Raw genomic sequence first — 20,816 nt, forward strand, 5'->3', positions numbered from 1 at the left:
GTCCACGGGCTGATGTCCCGCATAGGATACATCAGCCTAGAACACAAGGAGTGAAACACATGTCTTTACTGCCACAAGTTCCTTTCGGAACGCAACCGGGTACTCCGGGTCCATTCACACCGTCAGGTCCTTCAATTCCACAATTTCCTGATATGCAGGATTCGTTCCCGTCTCCGGTAGGTCCGCCACCAGGCCCAGGCCCCTTTTCGCCACAGCCGTTCTCCCCGCCACCGCAAGGGCCGTTCGGTCCGCAAGGTGGGCAGCAAGCTCAAGCACCAACTTCCCCACCACCGCAATTTACGCCACCGAAACCGCTAGTTTCGGCCTATGCGGTTGACCCAGGAGCCATTTTCGGTTGTTTGTACCGCAACACGTTTGTATGGCTGACGAACGGAGAGCGCTTCTGGATGTACCCTGTCTTTGTAGGCAGAACATCCGTAGCAGGTTTTCGGTGGAGTGGCCGCTTTTGGTTTTACTATGGTGTAGACACCAACCGTATTGAGTCATTTAGCTGTTTTTGGTAATAGCGCAGCTTTAGGAAAGAACGGGGCTTAACTGTGTAATGGCTGATGGCACTGGCAAGAGAGCTAAAATGGGCGAATAAGATAATTGAAGTAAAGATAAAAAAGACTGGGAGAGCGCATCATGGCGTTTTCCAGTCTTTTTTTGCTATTACTCCATCCACCATCGCTTAAAATTGCCCCACCAGGATTTTTTTTCGGCCTGTCGTTCCGCTTGGTCAGTAGGTGTCGATGCCTGTGGGTTATTCTGCCCCGATAGGGTCTCTTTCGGCTCGGTACCGCTAACGAATACCTCCAGCCGCTTGTCGGGACTGTCCGGCGCAGCCAGCTTGCCGCTAGCCGGATCAATATAGGCGCTGACTACGCCGTCAGGGATCGGGAATATTTTGGGCGGCACATTCTCCAGCGCTTTTTCCGTATATTGTGCGAAAATTGGTGCCGCCCGCCGGGCATCCTGCGTGCTGATGGCCTTGCCCTTGTCATATCCGACCCAAACAGCGGTGGATAGCTCCGGGGTGAAGCCGACCATCCACGCGTCCGTATTGGTCGTGCCGCTTTTGCCGGCAACCGGGCGCTTGATCAACTTCGCGACCCGATTGCCGGTGCCGCCTTCTTCGAACACGCCTTCCATGAGGCGTGTGAGGACATAGGCAGAGGCGGGCTTTACCACCTGAACGGGTGCGGCTTGCGGCGCTTCGTACAGCGATCGACCAGCCGCATCGGTGATGCGCAGCACCGCCACCGGAGCTACCTTTTGCCCGCCACTGCTGATGACTGAGAAGGCCGAGGCCATCTCAAACGGGCTGACGGGTGACACGCCCAACGCCAGCGAAGGCACGGGCTTGAGCTCGCTCGTAATGCCCATTTTGCTGGCGAGGTCCATGACCTTATCCGCTCCTACCTGCAGAATGGTGCTGACGGCATAAATATTATCAGATGCCGCAATGGCGCGCCGCAGATCTATTTCACCCAAATATTTATCTCCAAAATTTTTGGGCTTATAAGTTTTGCGGTTGTTGTCGTAGTGGAACAACGTCGGTCGGCTTTCGAATTTGGACGTACTCGTCAATTGGCCGGAATCCAGCGCGCTGAGATACATAATCGGCTTGAAAGACGAGCCTGGCTGCCGGGTTGTGGCCAGTGCATGGTTGTATTGATTCCCGACATAGTTCGTTCCGCCGACCATGGCCTTGACATGTCCATTGCGCGGGTCCATGGAGATTAGTGCAGTTTCCAGTCCGTTGCTGTTCTTCATGCCCTCATTGACAGCCGCCTCGGCTGCCTGCTGCATGTGCATGTCCAGCGTCGTATAAATGCTCAGCCCGCCATGCTCAAGCACCGCTTCGCTAATCCCAAATTGATGAGTTGCTAGCTGGCGAACATAATCGCGAAACCAGGGAGCAGCTTCCACTGTCCGACGCTGGCTCTCGGGCCGCAGGGCCAGTATTTCCTCATAGGCCTTGCTGGCTTCAGCCGGTGTAATTTTACCGATGAGTGCCATGGAGTCCAGTACAATTTTCTGCCGATCCTTTGCGTTTTTCATATGATTATATGGTGAATAGTAGGTCGGACCTTTCGGAATACCTGCCAATAGGGCGCTTTCGGCCAAATCCAGATCCTTTGCGGATTTACCGAAATACATTTGCGAGGCCGCCTCAATGCCATAGGCGCCATGACCATAGTAAATTTCATTTAAATACATTTGCAGCAGCTCATCCTTGGAATACTTCATTTCAAGCTGTGCAGTATAGATGGCTTCCTTGGCCTTGCGCGTCCACGTTTTCTCGTGAGATAAGTACAGATTGCGCGCAAGCTGCTGAGTCAGCGTGCTGGCCCCCTGTGACATATCCCAGCGGGTCAAATTAACGATTACTGCCCGGCCCAGACCTTTGAAATCAAAGCCAAAATGATCGTAAAACTTCCGGTCTTCCACAGCCAGTGTAGCTGCTATTAAATCGGGCGAAATGTGATCAAGCTGGACAGGAATAGATTCCTTTCCTCCGGCAGAGAAGGTAGCAATGACTTGCCCCTGACTATCGAGCAGACGGGAATTCCGGTCTGTATCGGCGAGCGGAAGGCTGGTTGTGTACAAATAGGCGAGCAGAATGCAGGCGGCGATGACCGTCAGAATCGTGAGAGACATCAGCCCTTGAAAGCATCGAAGCCAAAGCGGTTTACGCTTGGAGGATCGCCCGGTAGTATCGGTCATCATGCCACCTCCTTCCATAGTTCATGTTCTCAGTATAGTCAATCCGAAAGCGTCTATTCATCAGATGCATATACGTATCTATTTTAAACAAGATTAAGCCCTAAAAATGCTTTTACAGTCCATTCGGGTATCGCTTATAATGCAAAAAGTGTGAAATTCAAGTGTGTTTGGTACAATAAATATAGCAAACTCGGGGTTTGCGTGTTGCAGTTATAAGGAAAGTCCATGTTTATGCTACCGGATTGCCGGACACATACTTTGATCAGAAAGAAGGTTGGAATGATGGATTTGTGGTTTACGGAGAAGCAGACTCCCTCTTTCGGCATTACAGCAAAAATCAAACAAACCTACGTCTCTGAGAAAACAGATTTTCAGGATCTGGCAATGATCGAGACGGAGGAATTCGGCAATATGCTTGTTCTGGACGGCATGGTGATGACAACGGTTAAGGATGAATTTGTATATCACGAAATGGTAGCACATCCGGCTTTGAATACACATCCGAATCCGAAAAAGGTTTTGGTTGTGGGCGGCGGGGATGGCGGCGTTATCCGTGAGGTCATCAAGCATCCTGAAGTGGAAAAGGCTGTATTGGTGGAGATTGACGGTAAAGTCATTGAATATTCTAAAAAATATTTACCTGAAATTGCTGGGAAGTTGGACGAGTCCAATGTGGAAGTACTGGTCAATGACGGCTACATGCATATTATCGAACACAAAAATGAATACGATGTGATTATGGTCGATTCGACGGAGCCGGTTGGTCCGGCAGCGCCGCTGTTCGAACGTGGGTTTTACCAAGGTATTTTTGAGGCGCTGAAGGAAGACGGCATTTTCGTGGCGCAGACGGATAATCCTTGGTTCAAGGCTGACCTGATTCAGAAGGTCAACAAAGATGTAAAAGAGATTTTCCCGATTGTGCGTGTGTACGGTGCAAACATTCCAACCTATCCGAGCGGTCTTTGGACATTCACATTGGGCAGCAAGAAATATGACCCGCTCGAAGTGGACGAGAACCAAATTCCAGAGATGGATACCCGATATTACAGTCCACGTCTGCACAAAGCGGCATTTGTACTACCTAAATTTGTGGAAGATTTAACAAAGTAAACATTTTAAGAAGCGTCTTAGTGATCTTTATCGCCAGTATAGAGCGAAAAGAGCGCTATAGACGCTTTTTTTTGTGTTAAATCAGATTGTAGTAGGCATGAAAATATAGTGGACACTGAATTTCCTTTTAAGATAAAAGAAGGAAATTTAAGGGTATATGTAGAACATACAAAAAACCGGACATTTAACAGATTTGTAATCGACAGGGGAGGTTTGGTTATGGAAATACATAAATTGGCGATATACCAAAGAGGGGGGAACTTTTTTGATCAGACGCTCTTTTTATTACCTGTGGGGGTCTCAGACGATTTCCAACGCAGCAGATATCATCTACATGTTGAGTGTGGTGGTGTTGGTATTCAGTTCAAGTAATTCCTTAATGACGACTATTTTAATCCCGTTGTTTCGTTTGTCAGCTCAAGTGATTAGTGGGCTTGTTGCACCGATCGTGCTCGGTCGATTTCGGCTGACGCAGGTTCTGCTATTTTCCCAGTTTGGGCAGTTTATCATTTTTACGTTGCTGCTGCTTTATTTGTGGATCGTACCTGAGCAGAGGTCGTTTCTGTTTATTTTTGTGATGGTTTTTGGCATGTCTTTTTTGGATGGATGGACCAATCCTGCGCGTAATGCGCTTGTACCCCGTTTGGCCACTGGTGAGGGACTCATGCGGGCAAACGGTATGGTAGCGGTCAGTGATCAGGTGGTCAAGTGTGCAGGCTGGGCGTTGAGCGGAATGATTGTCGCTTGGCTGGGTTCCCTGAATACTCTTGCAATTGCCTCCTGTTGTTATCTCGTGGCTGTAACTGTCACGTCCTTCATTCGTGATCCGCTGGATCAAAAGGAATCAAACCCCGAATCTCCAGAGTCCTTAACAGATGCAGTAGAACCCGCAAAGGAAAAAGGCTCCCATTGGAAAGAGCTTGGGGAAGGATGGAAAATCATTTGGCATAACCGTCGTATTCGTTCTCTAATGATTGTCGACAGCGTGGACAGTATTGGGGGAGTCTCTTGGCTCGGCGTATTTATTTTGGCGTACGTCAGTCAAGTGCTGCATCGGGATGCGAGCTGGTGGGGCTTCATGAATGCGTCCTTTTTCTCCGGCACCATTTTGGGTGGATTAATTGTCGTTGGCTTGGTCAAGAGATTGCAAAAGAACAGCTTTTTGTACATGCTCGGAGCGTTGCTAGTGTATGTACTGATTACCATTGTATTTGCGCTGAATACCATTCCCGTGGCTGCGCTTGTTCTTTTTGCTGTGTCAGGCTTACCTGTTCAAATGGCAGGCATTATTCGCCGCACCTTGCTGCAAACCAGTGCACCGCCAGCCCAGCTGCCCAAAGTAATGGCAGGAATTGATGTGCTTACCAATCTCGCTTTTGGTCTGGCTTTATTATTTATGGGCTGGTATGCTGACCGATTTGGTATGGTGCAGGTGTATTTGCTGGCTGCGGCAATGACTACCATTGCTGTTCTGATCGGCTGGTGGTATCGACGTGACTTTCAGGAAAATGAACCTGTTGATCATCCGACCGCTACGGGAGCAGGGATTTAAGATTGGCGTTCTCGTTAGGCATGATATCATTCATTGGATGACTACATAATTAAATGCAGGTTTAAAATCGACTGTGACGATTGGGGAGAAAGTCTGCCATTTTCGTTCAATTTACAGGAACACCACTGGAATACGTTGACGGTGGTGTTCCTTTTAAAATTATATAGTACGTCTGCTGATCGAGATGCGCCATTCCTAATGTCAGACCCGTTTGCTCGTAAGATATGTTTTGACGGAAGGAGGAGTATAATTAGTGAATTTATGTAGGATTCCTTGTGGAGTCGTATCCGTAATTACCATCGAACGATATTTTTCCTGCATAAATTGTTCCGCGGCCATACGATCAAACAAGGAAATAAGAGGATCGTAATAATGGTTAATATTTAAAAGCCCACATGGCTTTTCATGCAAGCCTAATTGCGCCCATGTGAAAATTTCAAAATATTCCTCCATCGTACCTGGACCACCTGGTAAAGCAATGAAACCGTCCGCAATCTCTGCCATTTTAGATTTGCGTTCGTGCATGGAATCAACAATGATTAATTTGCTCAGGCCATTATGTGCAATTTCACGGCTTTGCAAAAAGTAAGGGAGCACACCAATGACGCGACCTCCTGCATGAAGTGCTGCGTCAGCCACTGCACCCATTAGACCCACATTTGCTCCTCCATAAACCAGGCTTATTTCCTGTTCGGCAAGTGCCTTGCCCAGAGCAACAGCATGCTCTCGATAAACCTCAGACGCTCCATTACTGGAACCGCAAAAAACAGCGATACTTTTCATATGAGATTCTCCTTATGTATATCTTTTTGCAAGTTTTTGCTGGTGTGTTTGAAATATATCCTCCAAGGTGATGTCATACTTGTTGGCGATCACGATGAGATTACCCAGTACGTCTCCAAGTTCTTCGGTTAAATGTTCCTTGTTCTCCTCGAATGAACCGTCGATCTCATCCGGCCGGTCTCTGCCAATTTCCAGGGCGCGAATAGCTCTCGCAACCTCCCCCGTTTCCTCTGCCAGGAAACCGATTCGGACAAAGATATCCAAGTCTGACCAGTTTCTATCCTGATAATATTGCTTTACCCACTTTTGAAATTCATTAATGTCCATATTCAGCCTCCCAACTGCAACTCCATGCATAAATGTTGGCCACTCACAAAACCATAAGGTTTAGATGGAATAGAAACATTTGTTCGTGTTTTTATTATATAATATAAGGTGGGATTTATCAAAGAAAAATAAAAAAGCCAATTGCTTAAAAAGCAATTGGCTTTTTTAAGACGTTGAGCTTATTGATGTGACCGTATCTGCTCAGCCTTTTTAAGCCGTAGTGAACTGGCTGTTATAGAGCGAGGCATAGTGGCCACCGCTTGCGAGTAGTCCTTCATGAGTACCACTTTCGACGACATCGCCGTTTTTCATGTATAGAATCAGATCTGCTTCGCGGATGGTTGATAGCCTGTGGGCGATGACAAAGCTGGTGCGTCCGTCGATCATTTTCATAAAAGCCTTTTGGATCCGGGCTTCTGTAAGGGTGTCTATACTGCTGGTTGCTTCATCCAGAATGAGCATAGGTGGATCGACGAGGATCACCCTTGCGATAGTGAGCAGCTGCCTTTGCCCTTGGGACAGGCTATCGCCCGATCCACTGATGACCGTATCGTAACCATGAGGCAGGCGCTTGATAAAGCTATGCGCATTGGCAGCTGTCGCAGCCGCAATGACTTCTTCGTCCGTGGCCTCTGGCTTTCCGTAAGCGATATTGTCCCGGATCGTTCCGCTGAACAGCCATGTATCTTGAAGCACCATACCAAAGTTAGTACGTAGGCTGTCCCGGCTCATATCGTTTATATTCACTCCGTCGATGGAGATCGAACCGCTGTCCACATCGTAAAAGCGCATGAGCAGGTTAACGAGTGTTGTTTTGCCTGCTCCGGTCTGTCCGACAATAGCTACGCGAGTGCCTGGCTTGACCTCCAAACTAAAGTTCGTAATGAGTGTTCGTTCCGGATTATAGGAAAATTTCACATGTTCAAACAGAATTGTACCTTTACTGCGCTCCGGCTGCACGGCGTTCGACTTTTCCGGTTGCTCCGGAGGTGAATCCAAAATAGCAAATATACGCTGAGCAGAAGCTGTAGCGGCCTGAAACTGAGTCAGCACACCTGTAATTTCATTAAAGGGCTTGGCGAACAAATTGGTGTAAATGAGAAAACTCGATAAACCGCCTACCGAAATCCCGCCCAAAATGATCGAAATACAGCCAATCATAGCGGTGACGGAGAAAGTCATGTTGTTGACCAATCGAGTGGAAGGGTTGGACAAAGATCCATAAAACTGCGATTTCACTCCGGCTTGATATAATTGTTCGTTTCTGGCGGAAAATTCCTCAAGCGAGCGGTTTTCATAGTGAAAGGCAGTAACTACCCGCTGTCCGCCGATCATTTCCTCCACATAACCGTTCAAGCTTCCCAAAATTTTGGCCTGTTCACGGAACATGCGTTGCGATTTTGTAGTAATAAACCGTGCAACGACATATGTGATTGGGGCAGACACCAATACCACCAACGTCATCACTGGGCTGATATACAGCATAAGTACAATCGAACCAATAATGGTAATCAACCCGGTGATCAAGGTGGAAAAGCCCTGCAATAATCCATCCGATACGGCATCCATATCGTTCACAAAACGGCTAATGCTATCTCCTTGCGGATGATTGTCATGAAAGCTTAACGGAAGGATATTAAAATGATCGAATAACTCGCGCCGCATATCATTTACAGTCTGAAAAGCAATGCGGTTCGTCAAATATGTGAGCAACCAGCTAAATAGACTGCCTACAACATATACAACGCCTAGTCCATATAGAATCTGTGCGATACCTCTAAAGTCTACCGCTCCCTGATTTACCATATGGTCGATAGCCCGGCCAATCATATAGGGTCCGACCAGACTGGCAAGCACGCTGAGAATCGCACTGATGATGACCCAAAATGTTGTTGTTTTATATTGACCGACATAGGTTAACAATCTTCTCCAGGTTTCCTTGCCACTCATTGGTCCACCTCCTGCGTTGAGAGCTGAGAGCGATTAATTTCCTGATATACCTCCGAGCTGCTCATCAACTGATCATGTGTGCCGATTCCGACAATCCGGCCTTCATCAAATACAATGATTTTATCGGCATGCTGTACACTGCTTACTCGTTGCGAGACCAGCAGGACAGTCATGCGGGTGCTATTTTCCCGTAGCGATTTCCGGAGGGCGGCGTCAGTTGCAAAATCAAGTGCGCTTGAGGAATCGTCCAAAATCAGAATTTCCGGATTGCCTACAATAGCTCTGGCAATGGTAAGTCGCTGCTTCTGGCCGCCTGATAGATTAAGTCCTCCTCGGGTGATCGGGGCATCGAATTTTTTCGGCAAGTTGGAAATAAACTCATCCGCTTGCGCGATGGCTGCGGCCCGGGCGACCTCCTCATCGGTGGCATGTTCATGTCCCCAACGGATATTATCCGCTATCGTCCCAGTGAACAGCAGTGCTTTCTGTGGAACAATCCCGATTTTCTGCCGCAATTGCTCCAGCTTATAATGCCGTACGTCGATGCCATCGACCTGTACACAACCTTCTACTGCATCATAGAAGCGGGGAATCAGATTCACGAAGGTAGATTTTCCCGAGCCTGTTCCTCCTATGATTCCAACCGTTTCACCGGGATAAATGTCTACAACTACATCGCTAAGTGCCAGTTGTCCTGTCTTATTGTAGCCAAAGGAGACATGATCAAAGGAGATAGCTGGTACAGAGCCGGTCTTACTCGTTCTTTCCTGGTCTAATGATACAGGATTGGCAGTATCGGAAATCGAAGCTTCGGTGTCCAGAACCTCCTGAATTCTCGCTGCTGAAGTGGCCGCCTTGGTGAACAGAATAATGAGATTCGTCACCACAATCAGGGCCAGTAAAATCTGCGTAATGTAATTAATAAATGCAATAATCTCTCCTTGTGTAAGAGATCCATATTGGATATGGATACCGCCGATCCACAGAATGGCGATAATAGCTCCGTTGACCACCAGTAAGGTGGCTGGGCTAAGTAGAGCAGAAATCCGGCCGACACGAATAGCGGTTTGGGTGAGATCATCTGAGGCGGCATTGAACTTTACTCGTTCAGCTCCTCTTTTGGCAAATGCACGTATAACCCGTACACCTGTGAGATTCTCGCTTAGCACCAGAGCGATTTTATCGAGCTTTTTCTGGTATAGCCGGTACAGCGGAGAAGCCTTCGTAATGACCACATACAGGATCAAAGCCAGAACGGGTGTAGCCGCCAACAGCACCAAAGCAAGGCGGAAGTCCAGAATCATGGACATGATGATCGCTCCGATACAAATAAAAGGAGCACGAATAACCAGACGAATCAACATCGCTACAGCCGTTTGCAGCTGATTGACATCATTCGTAATTCGGTTGATGAGAGAGGGCGTACCAAATTTATCAAGATCTGCATAAGAAAACGATGAAATATGCTTAAACATAGTATTGCGCAGTGTGGTTCCGAATCCTTGGGAAGCACGGGCTGCGTAAAACTGACACACGAGAGAACTGCCAAAGCCCAGTATAGTCATGAGCAACATCAAAAGACCCATTTGCCAAACATAATGGGTGTCTCCCTTACCGACGCCATGATTAATCATTAAAGCCACCATAGTAGGCAGCAACAATTCCAGAATGGCCTCAATTAGTTTAAACAGAGGCCCAAGAATCGTTTCCTTTTTATAAGGTTTCAAAAAAACAGCAAATTTCAGCAAATAAACCATCACCTAACCTAAATATTGTATAAACTTTCCTATTATAATTGCATATCTGAATATGATTATGGCATATCCCCAACCATATGAATAATATTTAATATATATTAGAGATATAGGTTTTACATATATCAGGACCGGAGGTTCATGATGGAATTGAGACATCTCAAGTATTTTTTAGCGATTGCAGATGCTGGACAGATTACAGCGGCAGCCAAAAAACTGCAAATCGCACAGCCTCCCTTAAGTCAACAGCTTATGCAGCTGGAGGAAGAGCTTGGTGTAAAGCTTGTGCATCGAGGCTCACGAAGCATTCAATTGACAGAGGCCGGAATCATTTTACGGAACAGGGCCAAGCAGATTTTGGAGCTGACGGATGCTACGACAAGGGAAATAAACGATTTTGCCATGGGGATGAAGGGGACGCTCACCATTGGGACGGTTTCTTCCTCTGGGGCGACCCTAATGAAAGACAGGCTTTCCGAATTTCATAAAACCTATGCGGGTGTAAAATTTGAAATACATGAGGGGAATACCTTCAGGATTCTCGATCTTTTGAACAAAGGAATTGTAGAGGTCGGTATCGTCAGAACCCCTTTTAATACCGCCGGTTTAGGGTGTAGATATGCGTCCACTGAGCCAATGATAGCAGTGATGACGGAAGAATATGATTGGAATCCCGAAAAGAAGACCATTTCATTGGCTGAGTTGAAGAACAGACCACTCATTATATATCGCCGTTTTGAGCAATTGATTCACGATACCTGTATGAAGCATGGCTTTGAGCCCAATATCTTTTGCAAAAATGACGATGCCCGCACTACGCTTCATTGGGCCAATGAAGGGCTGGGTATTGGCATGATTTCGCGCTCCGCTTTATCTTTAGGCAGCAATAATCATTTAATCGCTAAGGAAATTAGTTGTGAAGAATTGCACACTCGTGTGGCGGCTGTCTGGTTGAAGGATAAATACATGTCTTCATTGGCTTCCCGGTTCATTGAAAGTTTTAGCCAGGCATCCAGTGCTGCTGACCTACAGTAGTTGAATTTTTTAAGTGTGAAAGCATCTTTTTGTAAAAACTCATTTGAATTGCAATCGGGAACTGGATATAGTAGTACAGTAGGATAGCGATAGAATGGAGTTTGAACACATGCCACACAATGCAAAGGTTCGAATCCGTCTTCATAGTCATCATGACGGAGAAGATGTGGTACAGGAGCTTCCTGGAGAAGCAATCGTTCGCGGGAAGCATCTATATATAAGGTACGAAGAGCCGCAAGAGAGTCCTGAGGGCGGTACGACACGGAACACAGTCAAGATCGGACCAGATGAGCTAAAGCTGATTCGTCACGGTGAGGTACAATCGGAGCAGTCGTTCGCGCTGGGACGCAGGTTGCCTGGATTTTACCGCTCGCCTTATTTAAACCTGAACATGTCTGCGCATACGCAGAAGCTCGATATTCGGATGGATGGATTCACCGGACATGTGAGCTGGACCTATGATCTGTACGTATTTGAGGATTTCTCGGGGCATTTTGCCATTAGTTTGCATATACAGGAGGAGCAACAATCATGACAAGCAATCCACTGGAACTTATTAATCAAAAGGTGACCTCAGCAATCGAGGCAGCGGTGCTGGCTACCGGAATCGTGAGCCGTGAAGAGCTGCCGACGATTACGCTGGAGGTGCCTAAGGACAAGTCACATGGTGACTTAGCTACCAACGTAGCAATGCAGCTCACTCGCATTGCGAAGAAGAATCCGCGTCAAATCGCTGAAGATTTGATCGCAAATATGGACTTAGCTTCCGCTTCTATTGAAAGTGCAGAAATCGCCGGACCGGGCTTTATTAACTTTCGCCTGAACAAGAGCTACCTCTATGCAGTGATTGGACAAGTACAGGAGCAAGGAGTAGATTACGGACGTGTACAGGTAGGTGCAGGCAAAAAGGTACAGATCGAATTTGTCAGTGCCAATCCGACGGGGAGTCTTCACTTGGGTCATGCACGTGGTGCAGCCGTAGGGGATGCGCTCTGTAACGTGCTTGATTTTGCAGGATATCAAGTCACTCGTGAATATTACATTAATGATGCGGGGAACCAGATTTACAATATGAGCCGTTCCATTGAAGCGCGTTATTTGCAGGAGCTGGGACAGCCTGCAGAGATGCCGGAGGACGGATACCATGGTGAGGACATCATCGGGTTTGCGAAGGAACTGGTGGCTGAGAAGGGCGATTCTCTGTTGTCCATGGAACCGGGAGATCGTGCCGCTTATTTCCGTGAATACGGTTTGGAAAAGGAACTGAATAAGATCAAGCGTGATCTGGAGCGGTTCCGTGTACCTTTTGATTCCTGGTTTAGTGAAACATCACTGTATGATAACGGTGAAGTGCTTAAAGCGCTGAATGAGCTGCGTGACCGTGAGGAAATTTATGATAAGGACGGAGCTACTTGGCTGAACACGACCAAGTATGGCGACGATAAAGACCGTGTATTGATCAAAAATGACGGCACTTATACGTACCTGACTCCGGATATCGCCTATCACCGCGACAAATATGCTCGTGGGTATGACACGATCATCAACATCTGGGGAGCGGATCACCACGGCTATATTCCACGAATGAAAGCGGCAATGGAAGCACTGGGCAATGACCCGGATAAGCTTAAAGTACTGATTGCCCAAATGGTCAGCTTGTTCCAAAACGGGGAAAAAGTAAAAATGTCCAAGCGTACTGGCAAGGCCGTAACGATGGAGGATCTGATGGAAGAAGTGGGCGTAGACGCGATCCGTTACTTCTTCACCATGCGTAGTATGGACTCACATCTGGATTTTGATATGGATTTGGCGATTTCCACTTCCAATGAGAATCCGGTATTCTACGTGCAATATGCACACGCACGTGCATGCAGCGTATATCGTCAAGCCGAAGAGCAGGGTATTGCTGTACTGCCATTGGCAGAAGTTGACTTGTCGAAGCTGACGGCTGAGCATGAATACGATCTGTTACGCAAAATTGGCGAGTTGCCAGAGGAAGTATCGGTGGCAGCTGCAAACTTTGCGCCGCATCGCATGATTCGCTATGTCTACGAGCTGGCATCCATGTTCCACAGCTACTATAAGGCAGAGCGTGTCATCACGGAGGATGCCGCTCAAACGCAAGCTCGCTTGGCCTTGTTTGGCGCGGTCCGCACGACCATTGCTAATGTACTGAAGCTGGTGGGTGTGTCTGCACCGGAACGTATGTAAGTAAAAAACTGCAACATAATGACCCTGTAGTCATATGTATATTAGTAAAAAGGAACCGTTCGTGCTGCCCTCTATAGGGAGGCCCGTTCGGTTCCTTTTTTAGGTTTGAGTACTTTTTAGGTTCGAGTGCTTAATAGCGTTCCAGTACCAGATTCGTTTTCAGAGAATCGGCAGGAATCAGCCATCCTTTGGATTGTAGCAGGTTAATCAGCTTGGCACGGTTGCTTGCGGCAGTATTGTAATCCGAAGTTTTGAAGGAGATTTCGATGATATTGTCGGTACCCGATCCGTTTGCGCTACGAATAGGCCATACTTCAAGGTCAGTATCCAAGCCCTGAAAGCTGCCCTCATATTTGCTGACCTGTACAGGACCGCGTACTCTGGAGTTTGCCAAGGTATGTTTGCCCCAGTTGCTGCTTTTCCAGTTTTGCAGCTTGCCCGGAAGATTGTCCTGTAATTGTTTTAACGCCTGATCCGGGGAAGGCAGAGCTAATCCTTTGGAGGCGTTTGTTTTCTTGTCATTGGAAAAGCTTAATGTCTGCTTGCTGTATCCCCAATCCACCTCAGCCTCATAATTATCATCAGAGGCACTGAAACCTTCTTTATTCGCTTGGGTGAGTGCTGCATCGATATTCCCGTTTGTGATCGCATAGCGCTTTTTGTAGGTTAACTCATAGTTTTTTTTATCCTCTTTTTTGCGAAATCTAACGTTCCAGCCCTCGTCATTCAATTGCAAGGAGTCTGTATCAAAAAACTCGACGCTTAATCGTTGCGCATCTTCGCTAATTCCGAACTCATTTACGATGCCGCTTTTTAAAGAGCCATCCGCATTGAGGACCTGAGCTGTATCCAGCAGCAGCTTAACCTCATAGCTTGGCGTGGCATTGGCAGCCGCTTGTACGGGCTCTGCACCTTTCCATCCTGTTGCGAGCAGTACTGCACTCAGAGTTACTACTGACATGAATTTAGTGATACGCAGGCTTGTTTTCATTTTATCCTCTCCTGTTCGTCCGAATAGGTTACACGCTTCACTTTACGGGTATTTTGTCAGTCGTATGTCAAGACAAGAGGGTACTCCGGTTAAAAAATGCCATAATTTTTATATGACAGCTAAGATTTAATCTTGGTTCCATCATAAATATTCAGTGAATCTGTGGATCAGCGCAGAGCGATGACGATCTCTGTTGCTGACCATATAAATGTGCCTTTCAACAGGCTGTCCCGGAATAGGCCTTACAACCAGTAAACCCCGTTCAACCTCTGATTGAACAGCAATACGAGAGACAAAGGAGATGTGTTCTCCCAGCATAACCGCCTGCTTGATGGCCTCCAGTGAATCCAATTCCAGATAGGATGGAAGCCGGCGCCTCCCGCGCTCTAGCCATTTGTCAGTCGCGTGGCGTGTGCTGGAATCCTTTCCATGCAATACAAAAGAGGAAGAAGCGATACGCTCGGATGTCAAATCGGTTTCGCTAGCGAGCGGATGAGTGGGTGAGCAGATGAGCACCAGTTCATCTTCCCCCAAGGATTCTGAGAGCAGCGTGGGGGATTGAAACGGCTCTGCCGAAATAATGCCAAGGTCAATTTCGTGGCGAGCAAGCATGTCCTTGATCACGGGCGCTGTTTTCACGGATAAGGCGATGTGAATGCCCGGATGCTCGCGGGCAAACCGATGCAGCACGGCAGGAAGCAGATAGGTAGCAGGTACATAGCTTGCGCCAATACGTATGCTGCCTCGTTGGAGTGTATCGAACTCACGGACAACCCGCTCGGCCTCAGCCGCAAGTGCATTAATCTTGGTGGCATAGTGCAGTAGGGCATTTCCGGCATCCGTCAGGATGATTTTGCCCATACGTGTGTCAAACAGCTTTACTCCGAATTCACGCTCCAGATTTTTCATATGAAAAGTAACAGTAGGTTGCTTTAGGCCGAGAAGCTCGGCTACGGTGGTAATTTTATGGTGCTTGTTCAGCAGCTCTACAATATGTAACTTTAGAAGACTTAAGTTCACTTAGAATGCCTCGCTTTCAGATTGGTCAAACAATCGTGCTTATTCTTTGGGCAGCAGCATCAATCGCCTCTATATAGATTAAATCTATGAGTGTTAACACAATTCATTGAAATAATTAATTTTGTTTTAACTTTCCAATAACACAGGTTGCGAATTCAAGTTTTACACTGGGGTCAGTCATAAGAACAGGCAGGTAATACGATGAATCAGGATCTATATATTCGCGGAGTAAGTAAAACCTTCAGCCAAACCACCGCGTTGCATGAGACGAATCTGATCGTACGACAGGGCAAATTCACCACATTGCTCGGACCGTCCGGCTGTGGGAAGACGACGCTCTTGCGCTTGATTGCTGGTCTGGAGACACCGGATATCGGCACAATCACGATGGGAGAGGAAATTCTCTTTTCAGCTGAACGCAAAAAGGATGTTCCCACACATCTCCGCCACTTTGGTATGGTCTTTCAAGATTTCGCGCTGTGGCCGCATATGACGGTGTTTGAAAATGTGGCCTTCGGCTTGCGAGCGAGCAAACGGGGGAAAAGGGCTGTTAACGCTCAAGGCAAGGAACTGCGGGCAGTGGTGCTGGAAGCGCTCGATAAGGTGAGGTTGTCAGGGCTGGAGGATCGTTACCCTCATCAACTATCCGGTGGTCAGCAGCAGCGGGTTGCTTTTGCAAGAGCAGTTGCTATCCGGCCTCGACTGGTTTTGTTCGACGAGCCGCTTAGTGCGCTGGATGCCGTACTACGGGAGGAGATGCGCATTGAGATGATATCGCTTGTGCGCGATTTGGGGCTAACCGCCCTATACGTCACCCATGATCAGATCGAGGCCATGTCCATGTCTGATGAAGTGGTGGTTATGAAAAGTGGACATATTTTGCAGACCGGAACACCAGAGGTGATCTATAGTCGCCCAGCTCATCCAGAGGTGGCAAGGTTTATCGGTAAATCCAACTGGATCGAGTTGGAACGGACACTATTCCGACCTGAACATGTCCGTTGGGAACAGGAGCAAGCGGATCAGCACACTTTTACAGTAGAGATCCTGCATGTCAGCTATGTTGGCGATCGCTATGAAATCCGTCTATTAGCCGAAAACGGTGAGCAATGGACTGCGTATCACTCCACCCGCTTGCCCATAGGCGAACAAATGCATATTTGGGTATCACCGCAATACATCCACCAACTTGAAACATAGGGAAAAGGGGTTATATAAGATGATGAATAGGCGTGTTTTTCGTACAGGATGGAAAAAAGGGGCTATGCTTGCTTTAACATTGACTTTTGGACTGGCTGTGGCAGGCTGCGGAACGGCTACGACATCCAAGGATGGGGCACAAGCAGATGGAACAGCAAAACCAGCGGGAGCAGCGGCGTCCACCGATCAGAAGCTGGTTGTTTACAGCGCAGGCCCGGATGGACTGGCGAAAAAGCTGGTAGCGGGGTATGAGGCGCAGAGCGGGGTTAAGGTAGAGTTATTCCAGGGAACGACAGGTAAGATTTTAGCCCGCATGGAAGCGGAGAAGGCGAATCCGGTAGCGGACGTGGTTGTGCTGGCATCGCTTCCGTCTGTACAAGGCTTGAAAAAGGAAGGACTCACGCTCCCCTATCCGAATGCCAAAAATGCCGACAAGCTAAACCCAGACTGGTCCGATAAGGAGGGTAACTATTTCAGTACTAGTGCTTCTGCTCTAGGCATTGCATATAACACGAAGTTAGTGAAGACACCACCTACTTCATGGGCCGATTTGGCGAAGCCTGAGTACAAGGATCAGGTTAACATTCCCGATCCATCGCTGTCTGGCTCAGCGTTGGATTTTATGACAGGCTATCTGAGTGCCAAGGGCGATGGAGGCTGGACGTTGTTTGAGCAGTACAAGGCAAACGGTGTGGCCATGGCCGGTGCCAATCAGGAAGCGCTAGATCCAGTGATTACGGGGGCTAAAGGTGTAGTCGTCGCTGCGGTCGATTACATGACCTACAAGGCTAAAGCCAAAGGGGAGCCGATTGACATCGTCTATCCGACAGAGGGAACGGTTATTAGTCCGCGTCCTGCCGCAATCCTCAAGTCCACACAGCATGAGCAAAATGCCAAAGCGTTCATTGACTATCTGTTGTCGGACGAGGCGCAAAAACTAGTAGCAGATGCTTCCCTACTCCCTGGACGCACGGATATCAAAGCTGACAAGCGTGCCAACCTGGACGAGATCCCGTTGCTGAAAACCAATTGGGAATGGATGGGTGAGCACGGATCAGACGTGACGGAAAAGTTCACGCAAATGTTCAAATAAGCCGATGGGAGGTTTGTCTGTTAAACACATCAGGGGATGGTCCCTGATACTTGCTCTGATCGCGCTTCTTTTCCTAATTTTGCTGCCATTGCTGCAAATCTTCATCCAAAGTGTGTATGTTGAAGGAAAATTTCAATGGGCAGCGCCTTTTCGAACGTTAGCTGCTTCTCAATTTGCAGGAGTGCTATTCAGCTCAATTTGGCTAGGCATCTGCGTAATTGCAGGAACGACTGCCCTTGCACTTCCGTTAGCCTGGATCATGTCCAACACCCGACTTGCACACTGGCGCTGGTTGGATGTCGTGCTGCTGATTCCGTTTATGACTCCGCCCTATATCGGGTCCATGGGATGGATTCTGTTTATGCAAAAAAACGGGTATCTGGAACAGTTGTTCCCGGACCTGCATTTCTTAACGGCTTCCTTCTTCAGCCTTGGTGGCATGGTGATGATCATGAGCCTGCATCTATTTCCATTCCTGTACTTGCTGCTGCGCGGGGCGCTGGTGAGGATTGGCGGCAGCCTGGAAGAGGCAGGTGCGGTCATGGGCGGGGGATTTCTGTACAGGTTCCGTCGAATCATTTTACCGTTGCTGTTATCGGCATACGGAATGGGTGCGCTGCTCATTTTCGTTAAAACGATTGCTGAGTTTGGCACACCTGCTACCTTTGGTCGCCGTATCGGGTATGAGGTCATGACTTCTGAAATTCACAAATATATTTCCAGCTGGCCCATTGATTTTGGCAAAGCAACATCAATGGCTTCGGTGTTGTTAACGGCCTGCCTGCTTATGTGGTACGTGCAATCGGTGATCAATCGAAAGTTCACATACAGGCTGGTAGGGGGTAAAGGTTCGCGACCTTCTCGTCTTCGTGTATCCAGCTGGACTACAGCACTGAGTGTCGCATTCATCCTATTGCTGCTCATCGCAGCTATTGGTATCCCTTATTTTTCAATTATCGCGGCTTCCTCCATGAAGCTGCGGGGAATCGGACTGGCATGGAACAACCTTACACTCGACTATTACAAGGAACTGCTGTCGTGGGGCTCAGAAAGCATGGAAGCGCTACTGAATAGTGTATTTCTCTCTTTGGGTGCATCGACGATTGCTGTGGTGCTGGGCACCTGGTTTGCGCTGGTTATCGGTTGCTCACGCACGAAAATCCAACGGACAGTTGATGCATTCAGCTTGCTTCCGAATACAGTGCCGGGAATTGTTATGGTGGTGGGTCTGATTTTGTGGTGGAACTCGCCGTGGATGCCGATTCCGTTGTATAACACATACGGTATGGTCATTCTGACGTATGTTATTTTGTTTGTCCCTTATACAGTTCAGTATGTCAAAAGCGCTTTTACACAGGTGGATCATACTCTTTTTCAGGCGGGACAAGTATTTGGCGGGCGACCGTCTTACATATTCCGCCGGATTGTATTGCCGCTAATTGTACCGGGAATGCTCGCTGGTTGGATGATGACCTTTACCATTGCTTCACGGGAGCTGGTAGGATCATTGCTGATTTTACCGCCGTCCGTCCAGACGTCTGCAACCTATATATTTGCCCAGTTTGAGCAGGGACAGGTGTCGCTTGGCATGGCGATGGCTGTTATATCGGTTGGGTTGACCACACTGCTACTAATCTTAATGGAAAGCTTAAACTCGCGAAGAAAGTGGAAATGATGATGACCAAGCTTAGGATTTGGGGCGGAGCGGGCGAACATGGCCGCTCCTGTTATGTTTTTGAAGGAAAGCAGCATCATATCATGCTGGATTGTGGCGTAAAAAAGGAAGGAATCGGGCAATATCCGATTTTTCCGCCACAGAAGGTGAAGGAGCTAACTACTGTTTTGCTGTCTCATGCACATGAGGATCATTCCATGGCGCTCCCCTTACTGTACAAGTATGGATACCGGGGAGAGGTTTGGACGACCAAGGCCACCGCTGAGCAGCTGGGCTCCTATTTTCGCTCCTGGCAGACTTATGTTGAATCGAGAGGTGGTGAATTGCCTTACAGTGAACAGGATATCCAATCCATTACCTATCGCTATCTAGAAGATGGAGCGCCTTCAGGAGTGTGGTGTGAAGCTTGTCCGGGTGTGAGAATGATGTGGGGACGCAGTGGACATTTGGCTGGTGCAGTGTGGTATATCATAGAAATGGAAGGGAAGCGGTTGTTCTTTTCTGGAGACTATAGCCGTGAGTCTGAGCTGCTTGCTGCCGATGCACCGGACTTGTGTATGGGGGAGGGGATAAATGACCTTCCTGAATGCAAGCCACAGTCCTATCTAGTGGACATATCTATCATGGACAATGCCTATGGCATGGATATAGACCCGCAGCCTGTTAAGCTGGAGCGGCTGAGGGTCGAGATGGAGCAGATATTATGGTCTGGCGGTCATGTGTTGTTGCCAGTGCCTGCCTTTGGCAGAGGACAGGAGTTGATCGTATGGGCCAGTGAGCAATTCCCCGAACAAGCAATAATTGTAGAGCCTGACCTGTGGCACGGATTGAAACAGTTAAATCGCTGGAGAGAGTGGCTTCGGCCGGGAGCTTCCACGCGAATAAAACATGTGTTAAACAGTGACAGGGTGTTCGTGCCTCGTGATGCTGCGGAACGAATAAGTCTGCTAGAACGGAACACGGCCACTATTATTGTAACAAGGGACGGCATGATGGATTCCCCGCAGGCACGTTGGTATTATCAATATCTGTCGGATAACCGCCATATGCTGAATGATATGGACAGCGGAGAAAACATTAGGAACAGTGTGATATTGACCGGTCATGCTTCCAATGGTTCTTTTGGAAAGCATCTGTTGGAACGTGCGGACTCCAATGACATCTGTATAGCTCGGCATTTGACTTACAAGGTGCATCAGGGATTATCGGATGTGAGGCAAATGTTGAAGGATCTGCCTAGCAAACAGGCTGTACTCGTTCATGCACCAAAACCGCAGACCGACCTTGTACGAGATGTGTTGATAAGAGAAGAAAATAATGCACATGGAGGTCCTGCCAGAGAAGTTCATTCTGTGGAGCCAGGTTCAACGATAGAGGTCTAGCAT

The 20,816-nt window shown here is 48.0% G+C and carries 17 protein-coding genes; 10 read left to right on the forward strand and 7 right to left on the reverse strand.

The features are described from left to right. The first annotated feature begins 59 nt into the window (after positions 1-59). Positions 60-524 (forward strand): hypothetical protein, encoded by a 465-nt coding sequence (locus EGM68_RS25620; protein ID WP_040102424.1) that lies wholly within the window; start codon positions 60-62, stop codon positions 522-524. Positions 525-672: 148 nt separating this feature from the next. Here the strand turns inward: EGM68_RS25620 and EGM68_RS01095 are convergent, their stop codons facing one another. Further along, the gene (locus tag EGM68_RS01095; RefSeq protein ID WP_058831461.1) at positions 673-2,730 is read right to left on the reverse strand and encodes a transglycosylase domain-containing protein; all 2,058 of its coding nucleotides are present in this window, start codon (positions 2,728-2,730) and stop codon (positions 673-675) included. A gap of 282 nt (positions 2,731-3,012) precedes the next feature. Here EGM68_RS01095 and speE point away from each other — a divergent pair, with 282 nt between their 5' ends. Then, positions 3,013-3,840, forward strand: a complete 828-nt coding sequence (speE, locus tag EGM68_RS01100; protein WP_043885838.1) for a polyamine aminopropyltransferase — start codon at positions 3,013-3,015, stop codon at positions 3,838-3,840. Positions 3,841-4,105: 265 nt separating this feature from the next. After that, a complete protein-coding gene (locus EGM68_RS01105; RefSeq protein ID WP_090737452.1) occupies positions 4,106-5,392 on the forward strand; it encodes an MFS transporter in 1,287 nt (428 codons plus the stop codon). Positions 5,393-5,593: 201 nt separating this feature from the next. Here EGM68_RS01105 and EGM68_RS01110 read toward each other — a convergent pair whose 3' ends face one another. From EGM68_RS01110 to EGM68_RS01125, 4 genes are all read right to left on the reverse strand, one after another. Then, positions 5,594-6,175, reverse strand: coding sequence for an LOG family protein (locus EGM68_RS01110; RefSeq protein WP_090737450.1), 582 nt, complete (start codon positions 6,173-6,175; stop codon positions 5,594-5,596). A 12-nt stretch (positions 6,176-6,187) separates the two neighbouring features. Then, positions 6,188-6,502, reverse strand: a complete 315-nt coding sequence (locus tag EGM68_RS01115; RefSeq protein WP_049825437.1) for a MazG nucleotide pyrophosphohydrolase domain-containing protein — start codon at positions 6,500-6,502, stop codon at positions 6,188-6,190. A 210-nt stretch (positions 6,503-6,712) separates the two neighbouring features. After that, on the reverse strand, positions 6,713-8,452 hold the full coding sequence (locus EGM68_RS01120; protein ID WP_090737448.1) for an ABC transporter ATP-binding protein: 1,740 nt from the start codon (positions 8,450-8,452) through the stop codon (positions 6,713-6,715). Continuing rightward, the gene (locus EGM68_RS01125) at positions 8,449-10,200 is read right to left on the reverse strand and encodes an ABC transporter ATP-binding protein (protein ID WP_090737446.1); all 1,752 of its coding nucleotides are present in this window, start codon (positions 10,198-10,200) and stop codon (positions 8,449-8,451) included. Before EGM68_RS01125 ends, EGM68_RS01120 begins: the two co-directional genes overlap by 4 nt. A gap of 150 nt (positions 10,201-10,350) precedes the next feature. Here EGM68_RS01125 and EGM68_RS01130 point away from each other — a divergent pair, with 150 nt between their 5' ends. The 3 genes from EGM68_RS01130 (at position 10,351) to argS (ending at position 13,452) form a co-directional block, all read left to right on the forward strand. Further along, on the forward strand, positions 10,351-11,241 hold the full coding sequence (locus EGM68_RS01130; RefSeq protein ID WP_090737444.1) for a LysR family transcriptional regulator: 891 nt from the start codon (positions 10,351-10,353) through the stop codon (positions 11,239-11,241). Between the two features lie 94 nt (positions 11,242-11,335). Then, a complete protein-coding gene (locus EGM68_RS01135; protein WP_013368761.1) occupies positions 11,336-11,776 on the forward strand; it encodes a YwiB family protein in 441 nt (146 codons plus the stop codon). After that, a complete protein-coding gene (gene argS, locus EGM68_RS01140) occupies positions 11,773-13,452 on the forward strand; it encodes an arginine--tRNA ligase (protein ID WP_129548514.1) in 1,680 nt (559 codons plus the stop codon). Before EGM68_RS01135 ends, argS begins: the two co-directional genes overlap by 4 nt. A gap of 130 nt (positions 13,453-13,582) precedes the next feature. Here argS and EGM68_RS01145 read toward each other — a convergent pair whose 3' ends face one another. Both EGM68_RS01145 and EGM68_RS01150 read right to left on the reverse strand, forming a co-directional pair. Then, positions 13,583-14,443: a hypothetical protein gene (locus EGM68_RS01145; protein ID WP_058831457.1), complete on the reverse strand. Its 861-nt coding sequence runs from the start codon at positions 14,441-14,443 to the stop codon at positions 13,583-13,585. 141 nt (positions 14,444-14,584) lie between these two features. Continuing rightward, positions 14,585-15,463, reverse strand: a complete 879-nt coding sequence (locus EGM68_RS01150) for a LysR family transcriptional regulator (RefSeq protein ID WP_058711745.1) — start codon at positions 15,461-15,463, stop codon at positions 14,585-14,587. Between the two features lie 201 nt (positions 15,464-15,664). Between EGM68_RS01150 and EGM68_RS01155 the strand changes: the two genes are divergently transcribed. The 4 genes from EGM68_RS01155 to EGM68_RS01170 are packed head-to-tail and all read left to right on the forward strand — an operon-like array spanning position 15,665 to position 20,813. After that, the gene (locus EGM68_RS01155) at positions 15,665-16,663 is read left to right on the forward strand and encodes an ABC transporter ATP-binding protein (RefSeq protein WP_058831456.1); all 999 of its coding nucleotides are present in this window, start codon (positions 15,665-15,667) and stop codon (positions 16,661-16,663) included. 19 nt (positions 16,664-16,682) lie between these two features. Beyond that, positions 16,683-17,756: an ABC transporter substrate-binding protein gene (locus tag EGM68_RS01160; RefSeq protein WP_129548515.1), complete on the forward strand. Its 1,074-nt coding sequence runs from the start codon at positions 16,683-16,685 to the stop codon at positions 17,754-17,756. A gap of 4 nt (positions 17,757-17,760) precedes the next feature. Continuing rightward, positions 17,761-19,431, forward strand: coding sequence for an ABC transporter permease (locus EGM68_RS01165; protein ID WP_058831454.1), 1,671 nt, complete (start codon positions 17,761-17,763; stop codon positions 19,429-19,431). Beyond that, entirely contained in the window at positions 19,428-20,813 is a 1,386-nt protein-coding gene (locus EGM68_RS01170) for an MBL fold metallo-hydrolase (RefSeq protein WP_058831453.1), read from the forward strand. The genes EGM68_RS01165 and EGM68_RS01170 overlap by 4 nt, the downstream gene beginning before the upstream one ends. Positions 20,814-20,816: the final 3 nt, after the last annotated feature.

Origin of the sequence: Paenibacillus sp. M-152 (assembly GCF_003856555.1) — a bacterium.
Taxonomy (GTDB): Bacteria; Bacillota; Bacilli; order Paenibacillales; family Paenibacillaceae; genus Paenibacillus; species Paenibacillus polymyxa_C.